This is a genomic window from Kitasatospora sp. NPDC093558 (genome assembly GCF_040683475.1).
In the GTDB taxonomy this organism is placed as follows: Bacteria; Actinomycetota; Actinomycetes; order Streptomycetales; family Streptomycetaceae; genus Kitasatospora.
In genome coordinates this window covers 1-13,035 of record NZ_JBFBDY010000164.1, presented here as the reverse complement: position 1 = coordinate 13,035, position 13,035 = coordinate 1, and the positions used below count along the sequence as shown (strand labels likewise).

Below are 13,035 nucleotides of genomic sequence, written 5' to 3'. Positions count from 1 at the left end.
CGCACCCAGATCCTGGTTCGAGGTCTTCGACCCCGACATCAGCGTCTGCAGCGCCTGCGTCCCCATGTCGAACTTCATACCGCTCCCCCGTCCGCTCGACGAATCGCTCGACGAATTGTAAGTATGTCCATTTCTATCAACCTATATCCCGGCCGCAAGGTGTGGCCCCGGGGTTGTGACCAACGTATGACACACCACCAGGCGTGGCGCCGTCGGTCGTCGACGAGGCCTTCACTCGCCCTTCAAATGCCGCACCAGACGCTCGAATTCGGCCCACCCGGAGAGGTCGGACGGATCCCCGGGCAGCGGGTAGTAGTAGGCGGGCCGGGCCTTCGGACCCAGTCTGACAGGCTCCGCCGACAGCGGCGTCCGGCGGGCGCGGTCGTCCGGGATGGTCCGGACCTCCTCGGCGCCGAGCACGAAGGCGAGCGGCACGCCGGGGCCCTCGAAGGTCGCGGGCACCGCGAGGTCGCGGCGGGCGCGGCGCAGCTGGAGCAGCATCGACTTGAGCCGGTGGCGGGTCACCAGGGCCTCGGCCATCCGCGGCAGGGCGTCCAGCGGCGGCTCCTCGCCGGGGCCGTAGCCGAAGGCGAGGGTCACCTCCTCCTCGACGCCGGTCGCGGTGCGGGTGACTTTCAGCGTGGCCAGGCCGGGGCGTTCGGGGTTGCCGACGACGACGAACCAGGTGGGCTCGGGCGCCCGGGAGTAGGCGAGGTCGGTGAGCCGGCCGGGAGACCAGGGCAGGTTGGCGGGTTCGGCGGTGCCCCAGCCGGCCGGCGGTTCGCCGGTGAGCTCGCGCCAGACGGTCTCCAGGGCGCCGCCGAGCACGAGGCGGGCGTCGGCGGGGTGGGCCGCGCGGAAGGTGACGGCCAGCTGGAGGTCGCCGGTGGCCGAGACGTCCTGGTAGGAGTCGGCGACCGGGGTGCGCGGGTCGTCCGCGGTGCCCTCGGGGTTCACCACGGTGGCGAACATGCCCTCCTGCCAGCGCAGGACGGCTCCGGTGAGGCCGTCGTAGTAGCCGTCCCGGGCGTCCTGGACGACCCAGCGGGACGGCCAGCCGGGCAGGTTGCCGCGGACGGCGGGGGAGAGCGTGGTGCCGGCCGGGGTGACGATCTGCAGGCCGCGGTTGGACTCGGCGGCGGCCCGGAAGGCGTCGGAGAGCCAGGCCGTCATGGCGACCATCGGGCGGTCCATGATGACCACGGCGACCTGCTCGGTCAGCACGTCGACGGCGGGCTGCGCGGCGGCCGGGGTGGGCGCGGCGGTGATCCCGGCGGTCTCGACGACGGCCAGCGAGCGGGTCGCCTCGCGCGGCCAGGCGGTGCCGTCGGCGAGGTGGGCGACGCGGGCCGCGAAGGTGCCGGCGAGGTTCTCGGCGTCGGGCACACCGGTGGTGGCGCGGGCCTCGGTCCACCAGTACGGCACGCGCGGCGGGGTCGCGCCGAGCAGGCGCTCGGCCTCGCCCGGGACCTGCACCAGCAGCGGGGCCTCGACCGAGACCAGCGGCCTGGCCTGCTCGTCGAGGAGCTGGACGACCGCGCCTTCGCCCGTCGTGTCCAGGAGCTTGTCGGGGCCGCCGGAGAGCAGGCCGGCGAGCACCGTCCAGGCGTCCGGCATCCGCGGGGTGAGGGCGATGACGTCCTTGGTCATGTCGTCGAGTCCTTCGGTTGCTCAAGCGGTCAATCGGCGAATCAAGCGTGCGCCTACTCGGGCGTGTACACGGTCTGGACCAGCCGGTTCGGCTGCCCCCGGCGGACGATGACGCCGCGCCCGGCGGGCTGCTGCGCGGCGTACACGCCGGGGAACAGCTGCCCCTCGCCGCGGTCGCCGGTCATCACCAGCGCCGAGGCGCCGGACTCGCGCAGGCCCTGCACGAGCGGCTCGTACATGCCGCGCGAGGCGCCCGCGACGCGGCGGGTCAGGACGAAGTGCAGGCCGATGTCGGCCGCGGAGGGCAGGTAGGGCAGGAACGGCGCGAGCGGGCCCTGGCCGGCCGTGGTGAGGACGTCGTAGTCGTCGACGAGCACCACGATCCGCGGGCCGCCGCCGCGCCAGCGGCCCGGCTCCAGGTCCTCCAGCGGCGCGTTCTCGTCCGGCAGCCGCTTCTCCAGCTCGCCCGCGACGGCGGCGGCGAGGCCGGCGCACATCCGGGCGTTGTAGGCGTAACCGCCGTTGTACTCCTCGGGGATGACGCCGCGCAGGCTGCGGCGCGGGTCCATCACGGCGAACACGATCTCGTCCTCGCCGTGCCGCTCGATCAGCCCGCCGGCGATGGTCCGCAGCAGGTTGGACTTGCCGCACTCGCTGTCGCCCATGACCAGCAGGTGCTGGTCGTGGTGGAACAGGTCGAGCAGGACGGGCGCGAGCGCCCCCTGGTCCAGGCCGATCGGCACCCGCCGCGGCTCGGCGACCGGGCCGGGCAGCAGGTGCGGCTCCAGGACGTGCGGGAGCACGCGGACCGGCTGGGCGAGCTCGCCGGTCCAGGTGGCGCGGACGGTCCTGGCGGTCTGCTCCAGGACGGTGCCGAGCTCGCCGTTGTCGGCCAGGCCGTCGATCCGGGGCAGCGCGACCTGGGCGAACAGCCGCCCGTCGGTCAGGACGCGGCCGGGCTCGTCGGGGGAGAGGGTCTCGGAGAGCTTGCGCTCGATGCTGGACTCGGTCGGGTCGTTGAGCCGCAGCTCGATCCGGGTGCCGAAGTTCGACTGGGCGGCGATCCGGACGTCGTTCCAGCGGAGCATGCCCGCGACGACGTGGATGCCGTAGCCGCCGCCGCGCTTGAGGATGTCGACGACGGCGTCGTCGAGCTCCTCGAAGTCGTCGCGCAGCGCGCCGAAGCCGTCGATGACCAGGACGATCTCGGCGGAGGCGAGCTGCGGCAGCCGGCCCGCGGCGTGCAGGGTGCGCAGCTGGTCGACGGAGTCGATGTTGTGGTCGCGGAACAGGTCCTCGCGGGCGGTGAGCATCGCCCGGACCTCCTCGACCGTGCGGGCCGCGCGCTCGCGGTCGGCCCGGCCCGCGATGCCGCCGACGTGCGGCAGGCCGGCCAGCGCCTGGAGGCCGCCGCCGACCAGGTCGAGGCCGTAGACGCCGACCTCCTGCGGGGTGTGGGTGAGCGCGAGCGACAGGACGAGGGTGCGCAGCAGGGTGGTCTTGCCGGATTGCGGGCCGCCGATGAAGGCGACGTGGCCGCCGGCCACGGTGAGGTCCAGGAACCAGTTGCCCTGCCACTGCCGGGTGGGGTCGTCGAGCAGGCCGAGCGGCACCTGGAGGCGCCCGCGCCGGCCGGTGAGCTGCATGCCGCGCGGGCCGACGTCGAGCGGTCCGGCGACGGTGTCCAGCGCGATCGCGGCGGGCAGCGGCGGCAGCCAGATCCGCCGGACGGGGGCGGCGGCGTTCTCCAGCTGGCCGACGACGACGCCGAGTTCGGTCGGTCCCGTGGTGCGGCGGCGGGCGGCCGGCTCCGGGCCGTCCTGGCCCTCGGCCTTGGCCGGGGTGTTGAAGGCGCCGTACTCCAGGGCGAGCGGGCCCGGGTCCTCGTCGTCGCGCTGGACCGGGCCGCGGTAGGCGCCGGAGACGTAGCTGGCCTTGAACCGCTCGTAGTGGCTGGTGTCGACCTTGAGGTAGCCGAAGCCGGGCAGCGGCGGGAGGTGGAATGCGTCGGTGGTGTCGAGGACGGTGCGGGACTCGTCGGCGGAGAAGGTGCGCAGGCCGAGCCGGTAGGACAGGTAGGTGTCCAGGCCGCGCAGGCTGCCGCCCTCGATGCGCTGGCTGGAGAGCAGCAGGTGTACGCCGATGGAGCGCCCGATCCGGCCGATGGACAGGAACAGGTCGATGAAGTCCGGCTTGGCGGTGAGGAGTTCGCCGAACTCGTCGATGACGACGAACAGGTGCGGCAGCGGGTCGAGGTCGGGCCGGCGCTCGGCCCGCAGGGCGGCGTAGGAGCCGATGTCGGCGACGTTCCCGGCGTCCTTGAGGACCTGCTGGCGGCGCTTGACCTCGCCCGCGAGCGAGGCGTGCACGCGCTCGACCAGACCGGCCTGGTTCTCCAGGTTGGTGATCACGCCGGCCACGTGCGGCAGGTTCGCGAACGGGGCGAAGGTCGCGCCGCCCTTGTAGTCGACCAGGACGAGCGCGAGGTCCTCCGGCGGGTGCGTGGCCACGAGGGCGAGCACCAGGCTGCGCAGCAGCTCGGACTTGCCGGAGCCGGTGGCGCCGACGCACAGGCCGTGCGGGCCCATGCCCAGTTCGGAGGACTCCTTGAGGTCGAGCAGCACCGGGTCGTGGCTGTCGCTGATGCCGATCGGCACCCGCAGGAAGGCGCGTTCGCCGCGCGGGGCCCACAGCCGGGCGAGGTCGAGGTGGGCGACGTCGTCGATGCCGAGCAGGCCCGCGAACTCGACCGGCCCGCTGAGCGGCGCGTCGCCGAGCGACTCGGCGGACAGCCGCAGCGGGGCGAGCATCCGGGCCAGGCCCTCGGCGAAGGACGGGCCGACCTCGTCGACGGTGCCGTGGGCGCTGATCGGCTGGTCCTGGCGGAGGTCCTCGATGAGCACCTGGTCGCCCTCGACGGTGATCCGCACGCCGATCTGGCCGGGCTCCTGGATGCGCCGCTCCAGCAGGTGCAGGACGGTGACGCCCATCTCGCGCAGGCCGACGGCGTCGTCCGGGCGGGGCAGGTCGACGGCGTCCTCGCCGTGCCCGTCGGCGACGACCAGCAGCCGGGAGCTCATCGACAGCGCGTCCGCGCCGGACAGGCCGCGGCGCACCTCGGCCGCGTAGGAGGCGCGGCGGCGCAGCTCGGGGCCGAGCTGGCGGGCCAGCTGGGCCATCGAGGGGGCGATGCGGCGGGCGGCGACCGGGCCGTCGTACTGGTCGGGGTCGAGCAGGTGGGGCAGCCACTTGGCCCACTCCCAGTCGGCGAGCCGCTCGCCGGGCACGGCCAGCGCGACGGCGACGTCGTCGGGCGCGTGCAGGGCGGCGGTCTGCGCGAGCAGGGCGCGGGCGACCCGCAGGCAGTCCTCGCGCGGGCCGATGACGCTGACGTCGCCGACGCGGTCGAGCGGGACGGTGAGCGGGAGTTCGGTGCCGGTGCGGAAGCGGGTGGTCAGCGCCGAGGCCTCGTTGAGCATGAAGCGGTCGGGCGGGGTGAGCGCGGAGGAGGCCTGCTGGCCGATCCGCAGGTCGCGCACCGGCATCTCGCCGGTGCCGACGCGCACCCGCAGGAAGTCGCCGTCGACGCGGCGGCGCTCCCACAGCCGGGCCGGGTCGCGGACGATGTCGTAGAGGGCGCCGGGCGGCGGGTTGAGCACGTCGGCGTGGTCGCCGCGGGCGCGCTCCTCGGTGGCGAGTTCCTCGCGGAGGTCCTCCAGGTAGGCGAGGTAGGCCTCGCGCTGGGTGCGGCGGGTGCGCTGGGCCTTGCCGCGCTGGGAGAAGAGCATGCCGACCGAGCCCAGGACGGTGACCAGCAGGATGATCGCGCCGAGTCCGGCGAACTGGCTGTTGCGGACGACCGTCATCATGACGACGGACGACATGACGCCGGCCATCGGCAGCAGCGACATCGCGACGTTGCCGGCCTTGCCCTCGGGCAGGTTGGGCGGGGCCTCGATGGTGCGGGCCTCGGGGGCGGCCGGCGGACGGACCGTCCGGGCCGGGCGGTGGATCAGTCGGGTACTCATCGTCAGTGGCGCTTCTGGGAGAGCTGGAAGACGTCCGCGGCGAGCCGGGTGGCGGTGCTCCGGGTGGCGCGGGCGAGCAGGTCGGTCCGGATGATGCCGCCGGCGGCGAGGTGGCGGTCGTACGGGAGCACGTGGACGGTCGTGCCGGTGGAGCGCAGGGTGCGCACGGCGGCCTCGACGTCGACGCCCGCGTGCGGGGTCAGTTCGGTGACGACGACGACCGTCCCGGCGATGACGTGCGCGGGCAGGGCGCGCATCCACTGCAGGACGGCGTGGGTGCTGGAGATGCCGTCGAGCGTGGCCGGGGTGGTGATGACCCGGGCCTGGGCGGCGGAGAGCGCGACGCGGGCGACCTCGTCGGGCAGGGTCTGGCAGTCGACGACGGTGACGCCGAAGTAGCGGCGCAGCGCGACCATGACGCGCTGGTAGCCGCGGGCGTCGAGCATCGCGCCGATCTGGCCCTGACTGCCCGGCAGGAGCCAGGAGTTGTTCTGCAGCTGGACCAGGTAGCCGGTGATGTCCAGGAGGGACATCTGCGGCTTGACGATCTCGGCGAGGTCGCTGGCCGTCCAGCGCAGCGTCTCGGTGCCGAGCCGGATCGGCAGTGAGCCGAGCGCGGTGTCGGCCTCGACGAACAGGACCGGGTCCTGGCGGTAGTGGGCGTAGGTGGTGCCGAGCAGGGCGGCGACCGTCGACTTGCCGGCGCCGCCGCGGATCGATGTGACGGCGATCTGGCGGCCGGTGGTCACCGGCTGCTGGAGGGCCTCGGCGATCCGGGTGATCTCGGCGACCTCGCGGGAGGCGGAGGAGGAGACGTTCTTCCACACCGCGTGCGCGGCCCGTGCGGCGAACGGCTCGCCGCCGCGCGGCTTGCGGCCGAGCGCGGTCAGGCTGCGGTCGACGGTGGGGCGGGACTCGGGCGTCCGCTGGGCCGTCACCTGGGGCTGCGGGTACGGCTGCCGGTCCTGCGGCGGCTGGAACTGCTCCGGCTGGAACTGCTGCGCGGCGAGGGCCTGCGGCGGCGCGTGGTCGTACGGGACCTGGTCCTGCGGTGGTCCCGCGGGCGACGGCTGGGCCGCGTCGGCCGACGGCGGGCCCCACGCGGAGCCGTCGAGCTGGGCCCGCAGGTCGCGCAGGACGTCGCCCTGCCAGTTCTCCCCGTTCGACATGACTTCCTCTGCCCCTCCAGATCCGACCTGCTGCCGGCGACTCAGAACTCGGCGACTCAGAACTTGCCGAGCAGCTGCCCGTACACCCCGAACACCCCGACGGCCAGCGGGAACAGCCCCACCATGCCGATCGACTCCACCAGATCGGCCACCCGGCGCAGCCGCACCTGGGTGTGCTCCGGCGGCTGCACCGCCAGCGCGACCAGCGGCAGCACCGCCGCGACGCACAGCACGGCCAGCGCCCCGGCCCCGCCGCCGTGCCCGACCCACAGCACCACCAGGCGCACCACGAGCACCGCGGCCGCGGCCAGCAGCGCCACGACCTCGGCGACCAGCGGGAACGCCCGTGCCCGGGACAGCAGCACCACGGCGACGAGCGACGGTAGCACCACCGTCCAGGCCGTCGGTTTCGCGGCCAGCGTGAGCAGCCAGCCCGCGGCGGCGGCCGACGCGGCGGTCGCGATCGTGGCGAGCGCGAGGCCGCGGTGCGTCGCGGCCAGGGCCGTGCCGACCGAGTGGCGGCTCACCGAGGCGCCGGCCGAGCGGCGGTCGTCCAGCGCCGTCAGGCCCGAGGCCATCAGCGCGAGCCGCGGCAGGACGCCGAGCAGTACCACCGAGAACAGCGCCATCAGGGCGCCGACCCGGGCCGGCTCGGTGTGGACGGCGGCCGCCGCCTCCCACACCGCGGTGATCGCGGTGAGGGCGCCGGCGCCGATCAGGCCGCCGCGGCCGAGCGGCGAGAAGAAGCCGAGCATGACGACCGTCACGATCAGGGAGCCCACCACGGCGGCCAGCCGCAGCGGCGGCCCCCAGTGGTAGGCGTCCGCGGCGCTCCACGCGCCGAGGATGCCGAGCCCGCCCGCGGCCAGCAGCAGCGCCGTGGCCAGGCCCCGGTTGCCGGGACCGATCTTCGACACCAGCGCGCCCGCGGCCAGCAGCGCGGCGGCCACCGCGAGCAGCCCGCCGGCCAGCGAGGCCAGCGGGAACTCGTGCCGGGCCAGCACGGCGGCCGTCACCGCGAACGCCACCGTCGCGACCCCGGCGCTGCCGCGGCGCGCGGCCGGGCGCCAGCGCCAGGCCTGGAGGTCCAGGTCGTCGGCGACGAGGTCGACGACGTCGTGCACGACGGGGGCGGGCGGGGCGGAGTGGGCGCGGACGAGGCGCAGCACGGCGCCGTCGGCGACGCCCGCGGAGTCCAGGGTGCTGTCGTGCGGCAGCGCCGAACCGTCCGAGGTCACCAGCTGGCGGGTCATCGGACGGGTGTCGGCCCGGTCGTCGAGCAGCTGCAGCACGTCCGGCAGCAGCAGGCCGATCGGGGTGTCGGAGGGCAGGACCACGTCGGCCCGGCGCCGCTCCCCGATCAGGGTGACCCTGCTGAGACGGGCCGGGGACGTCGTTGCTGTGCTCACCACTTGCGGGAACCTATCATCGCGACCTTTGCGACCTCTCGGGCCGATGCTTCTACGAATGGGCCGGTTCGGGGGATTTCGCAGCCTTTGCCGGTGCCGCCTGAGGGCTCACCTGATGGGCCGCCGACGGAGCTGCCGTCGGGGCCGCTGTCGGGGCCACCGTCGGTGACACCTGCGGCGTGGGTGGGCGCGACGGGTCCGGCGAGTCGTGGGGCACCTGGAACTGCTGCTGTTGTTGCTGCTGCTTCTGCTGCTCGGCCTTCTGCTTGGCCAGCGTGGTCTGCAGGAACGACCACCCGACGCAGCCGGCACACAGCACGGCCGCGATCGCGATCCCTACGAACACCTTCCCGAGCCGCTCGTCGGCCGTCCGCCGCACCCGCTGCGCGCCGAAGAGCAGCGCGTCGCGCATCCTGCGCCGACGCACCGCCACCGACTCCAGCAGCTGACTGTCGTAGTCCCGTGCCATTCGCCGCCTGCCGTCTCCCCCGTGTGTTGCCTGTGCAACATAAGGCATGCGTCCGGCCGAAGCACACCCCGTCGGCGGGGGGAAGAGGCGGGGGCTGTGAGGGGATTGCGGGGACGCGGGGGAGGCGCGCGTAAGGCGAGGAGCGGCACCCGATCGTCCGGGCGGCCCTTCTGACGGCGGGTCGGCACCATACGATCGATGGCCGGTTACGGACCACGGGGGGAACAACCATGAGTACTGCCGCCATCGTCTTATTGGGGGCGCTGTCGCTGTGCGTCTTCGTCTTCGGCCTCGCCTCGGGCGCGCGCCGGCTGCTCGGGATCCGGCTGGGCAAGGGGCGGGCGATCGCCACCGGCGCGGTCGGCCTGGCCAGCGGCAGCCTCGTCAGCTACCCGCTGCGCGGCGTGCAGCCCTTCGCCCTGGTGACCCTGGAGGTCGGGGTCTCGCTGGTGGTCGCCATGGTCTTCCTGGCGGCCACCGAGGTGCTGCTGCCCTCGTCCCCGGTGCTCGGCCTGGCCCGGCTGCCGGGCTCGCTGCGCCGCCAGGTGGCCCGCACCCGGCGCTACGGCCGGCTCAGCCGGATCTTCGTCCGGCACGGCCTCGGCCGGTTCATCAGCGGGCGCACCCGCCGCGGGCCCGGGGCCGCCGCCGAACGGGCCGTGCTGGCGGCCTCGTTGCGGCTGGCGCTGGAGGAGGCCGGGGTCACCTTCGTCAAGCTCGGGCAGGTGATGTCGACCCGCTACGACCTCCTGCCGCACGAGTTCATCGCCGAGCTGAGCCTGCTCCAGGACCAGGCCTCCCCGGAGCCCTGGGAGTCCGTCGAGCGGGTGCTGCGCGAGGAGCTGGGCGCCGCGCCGGACGAGGTGTTCGCCGAGTTCGACACCCAGCCGTACGCGGCCGGCTCGATCGCCCAGGTCCACCGGGCCCGGCTGTCCGGCGGGCAGCAGGTCGCGGTCAAGGTGCAGCGCCCCGGCGCGCGCGAGATCGTCGTCGACGACCTGGACATCCTCTACCGCTTCGCCGAGCGCCTGGAGCGGCACACCGAGTGGGGCCGCAGCGTCGGCGCCGTCGCGCTGGCCCAGGGCTTCGCCGTCTCCGTGCACGAGGAGCTCGACTTCCGCATCGAGGCCCGCAACACCGTGTCGGTGGCGGCGGCCGTCGAACAGTCCGGCGGCAACCCGCTGGTCCGGGTGCCCGAGGTGCACGAGCGGCTCACCGGCCGGCGGGTGCTGGTCAGCGAGTGGATGACCGGCATCCCCCTGCACAGCGCGCCCAAGGTGCTGGACGAGCGTGGGCTGGACCGCGAGGCGCTGGCCGGCGCGCTGCTGGAGTGCCTGCTCGGCCAGATCATGACCAGCGGCGTCTTCCACGCCGACCCCCACCCCGGCAACCTGCTGCTGCTCGACGACGGCACCCTCGGCATGCTCGACTTCGGCTCGGTCGGCCGGATCGACCGCTCGCTGCGGGCCACCCTGCGGAGCATGCTGCTGGCCCTGCACCGCGGCGACCCGGGCGGCCTGTCCGACGCGCTGATCGAGCTCGTGGTCCACCCCGAGCACATCGACGAGCGCCAACTGGAGCGCGCCGTCGGTCAGTTCCTCGCCCGGCACTTCGCCCCCGGGGTCAAGCCGGACCGCGAGATGTTCGCCGACCTGTTCGCGATCGTCGCCCGGCACGGCATCACCGTGCCGCCGGAGATCGCCGCCGTGTTCCGCGCCCTCGCCACCATGGAGGGCTCGCTCGACCGGCTGGTGCCCGGCTACGACGTCGTCGCCGAGGCCCGGTCCATCGCCGCCGCCCAGCATCTGCGCAAGCTCAGGCCCGAGACCCTCGGCCGCGACGTCGCCGAGGAACTGCTCGGCCTGGTACCGGTGCTGCGCCGGCTGCCGCGCCGGGTCGAGCGGATCGGCGCGGCCATCGAGGGCGGCCAACTGACCGTCGGCGTGCGGATGTTCGCCGACCCGGAGGACCGCCGCTTCGTGCGCTCGCTGGTCCACGAGATCCTGCTCGCCTTCCTCGCCGGCGTGATCGGCCTGGTCGGCGTCCAACTGCTGCGCACGAGCGGCGGACCGATGCTGAGCAAGGGGCTCGGGCTGTTCGAACTCTTCGGCTACAACCTGATGGTGATCAGCGCGGTGCTGGTGACGCGGGTGCTCTTCCTGATGATCGGCCCCAAGCACCGGCGGTGACGGTGGCCGGCCTCCCGGGATCCCGGTTCGCGCACGGCGGGCCGGTATCCCGCCCGCGCTGCGCCCGTCCGGTGCGGAGACCTTGGTCACACGGTGCGCGAGTGACCGGCTTGTATTCTCCGTTGATGGCCGTAGTTCTTATATGGCCTTCGTATTGTGCAACCCGGGTGCGGTCCCGACCGTCTCCCACAGTACGGTGTGCCCGATCATCACGGGCAGCGCTTCCGGCGGTGAAAGGTACGCGGATGGCAGGTCAACGGGGCGAGAGCCCGGCTCGTGGCGAGGACGCGCCCGACGCGGCCACCACGGACGGCGACAGCGCCGTCCCGCAGCCGCGCGCCGGAGGACGGGCCGAGGCGCGCAGGGCCGCGCAGGGCAAGGGTGGCAAGGGCGCCCCGCCCGCGGGCGGCGGCGGCCGTGCGGCGGCCCGCAACAGCCGGAAGCCGAAGAAGAACGTCAAGAAGATCGTCGCCTGGTCGGCGGCCGGCGTCCTGGTGCTGCTCGCCGGCACCGGCGGCGCGATCTACTTCAAGCTGAACAGCAACATCAAGTCCTTCGACGCGGACGCGATAGCCACCGACCGCCCGCCCGAGGCCCAGGCCGACGCGGACGGCAACAAGCCGGTCAACGTGCTGCTCATCGGCTCCGACAGCCGCGGCGGCAACAACTCCGACCTCGGCGGCGGCGAGGACGGCGGCGCGCGCTCGGACACGACGATCCTGCTGCACGTCTACGCCGACCACAAGCACGCCGTCGGCATCTCCATCCCGCGCAACGCGATCGTCCAGATCCCATCCTGCAAGCTGCCCAGCGGCAAGTGGACCAAGCCCACCAACGACCTGTTCAACGCCGCCTTCTCGGTCGGCGGCAGCGACGCCGGCAACCCCGCCTGCGCCCAGAACGCGATCGAGAAGCTGACCGGCATCCGGGTCGACCACACCATCGTGGTCGACTTCAACGGCTTCTCCTCGATGACCAAGGCCGTCGGCGGCGTCGACGTGTGCCTGCCCAAGGCCATCTACGAGGGCGACATCAACCCCAACCTGCACAAGAAGGGCGAGCTCGTCCTCCCGCAGGGCAAGCAGACCGTGGACGGGCAGAAGGCGCTCGACTACGTCCGGCTGCGGCACGGCATCGGCGACGGCTCCGACATCGGCCGGATGAAGCGCCAGCAGGCGTTCATGAGCTCGCTCGCCACCAAGATCAAGAAGGAGGGGCTGAGCCCCACCAACCTGCTGCCGCTCGCCGACGCCGCCACCAAGTCGCTGACCGTCGACCCCGGGCTGAGCTCCGCCGACAAGCTGCTGTCCTTCGGCCTGTCGCTGAAGAACATCGACATGCACGACCTCAAGTTCGTGACGGCCCCCTGGCGCTACCGCACCCAGGACGCCAACATCGACCTGGTGCAGCCGGACGCCCAGAAGCTCTGGGACACGCTCAAGGCCGACCACACCATCGACGGCCAGAACGCCACCGGCCAGCAGGACGGCGCCCCGGCCGCCCCCAGCTCGCCCCAGCCGGCCGCGCCGAGCCCGTCCGCGCCCGCCGCCGACACCTCCAACGAGGCCGTCAAGGTCGCCGTCTACAACGGCACGGTCACCAACGGGCTGGCCGGCAAGGCGACCGACCTGCTGAAGACCGCCAAGTTCACCGCCACCACGGCCGGCCAGGCGGCCAGCACGAAGTACAAGACCACCATGATCGAGTACGGCTCGGGCCAGAAGGCCAACGCCGAGAAGGTCGCCGCGCTGTTCCCCGGCGCCACCGTCGAGTCCGGCACCTCGGCGGGCGTCACGGTGATCGTGGGCAAGGACTTCGCCGCCGCCAACGGCGCCGCCGCCGCTCCGACCAGCGCCCCCGCAGCCGCAGCCGCCGCCGGCGCCCCGGCCCCGCTGCCCACCACCGTCACCAACGACGCCCGCTCCGCGGACGACGACATCTGCGCGAACACCACCTACGGCAGCGGCGGCTGACCCGTATCCGTTCACGCGAGACAGGCCCCGGGGCCTGTCTCCGGACTCCCGCCTGCCGTGCGGCGTTGGGGCACGCACCTCGCCGCGTTGTCGTCGGTCGCCGATGCTCCGCATCGCGTCCCTCCTCCGCCTTGCGATGCACGCACCC

Annotated in this window: 6 protein-coding genes and 1 pseudogene; 2 read left to right on the top strand and 5 right to left on the bottom strand. The window is 73.7% G+C overall.

Annotation, left to right across the window (positions count from 1 at the left end):
- Positions 1-231: 231 nt before the first annotated feature.
- The 5 genes and pseudogenes from AB0O00_RS17705 to AB0O00_RS17685 form a co-directional block, all read right to left on the bottom strand.
- Positions 232-1,650, bottom strand: coding sequence for a DUF6177 family protein (locus tag AB0O00_RS17705; RefSeq protein ID WP_363652735.1), 1,419 nt, complete (start codon positions 1,648-1,650; stop codon positions 232-234).
- A gap of 53 nt (positions 1,651-1,703) precedes the next feature.
- Complete coding sequence (gene eccCa, locus AB0O00_RS17700) at positions 1,704-5,678, bottom strand: type VII secretion protein EccCa (protein ID WP_363652733.1); 3,975 nt, start codon at positions 5,676-5,678, stop codon at positions 1,704-1,706.
- Positions 5,679-5,680: 2 nt separating this feature from the next.
- Positions 5,681-6,847: a MinD/ParA family protein gene (locus AB0O00_RS17695; protein WP_363652731.1), complete on the bottom strand. Its 1,167-nt coding sequence runs from the start codon at positions 6,845-6,847 to the stop codon at positions 5,681-5,683.
- A 56-nt stretch (positions 6,848-6,903) separates the two neighbouring features.
- Positions 6,904-8,259 (bottom strand): type VII secretion integral membrane protein EccD, encoded by a 1,356-nt coding sequence (eccD, locus tag AB0O00_RS17690; RefSeq protein ID WP_363652729.1) that lies wholly within the window; start codon positions 8,257-8,259, stop codon positions 6,904-6,906.
- Between the two features lie 220 nt (positions 8,260-8,479).
- Positions 8,480-8,725 (bottom strand): annotated as a pseudogene (locus AB0O00_RS17685) (hypothetical protein); the annotation flags it as partial.
- Between the two features lie 230 nt (positions 8,726-8,955).
- On the opposite strand from AB0O00_RS17685, the gene AB0O00_RS17680 reads away from it, so the two are divergent.
- Both AB0O00_RS17680 and AB0O00_RS17675 read left to right on the top strand, forming a co-directional pair.
- Positions 8,956-10,914, top strand: coding sequence for an AarF/UbiB family protein (locus tag AB0O00_RS17680; protein ID WP_363652727.1), 1,959 nt, complete (start codon positions 8,956-8,958; stop codon positions 10,912-10,914).
- 245 nt (positions 10,915-11,159) lie between these two features.
- Positions 11,160-12,887, top strand: a complete 1,728-nt coding sequence (locus AB0O00_RS17675; RefSeq protein ID WP_363652725.1) for an LCP family protein — start codon at positions 11,160-11,162, stop codon at positions 12,885-12,887.
- The last annotated feature ends 148 nt before the right edge of the window (positions 12,888-13,035 follow it).

What these genes read in the sequence shown, in the direction of transcription:
- AB0O00_RS17705 (WP_363652735.1), bottom strand. Translation starts at nt 1,650, where the DNA reads ATGACCAAGGACGTCATCGCCCTCACCCCGCGGATGCCGGACGCCTGG.
- eccCa (WP_363652733.1), bottom strand. Translation starts at nt 5,678, where the DNA reads ATGAGTACCCGACTGATCCACCGCCCGGCCCGGACGGTCCGTCCGCCG.
- AB0O00_RS17695 (WP_363652731.1), bottom strand. Translation starts at nt 6,847, where the DNA reads ATGTCGAACGGGGAGAACTGGCAGGGCGACGTCCTGCGCGACCTGCGG.
- AB0O00_RS17680 (WP_363652727.1), top strand. Translation starts at nt 8,956, where the DNA reads ATGAGTACTGCCGCCATCGTCTTATTGGGGGCGCTGTCGCTGTGCGTC.
- AB0O00_RS17675 (WP_363652725.1), top strand. Translation starts at nt 11,160, where the DNA reads ATGGCAGGTCAACGGGGCGAGAGCCCGGCTCGTGGCGAGGACGCGCCC.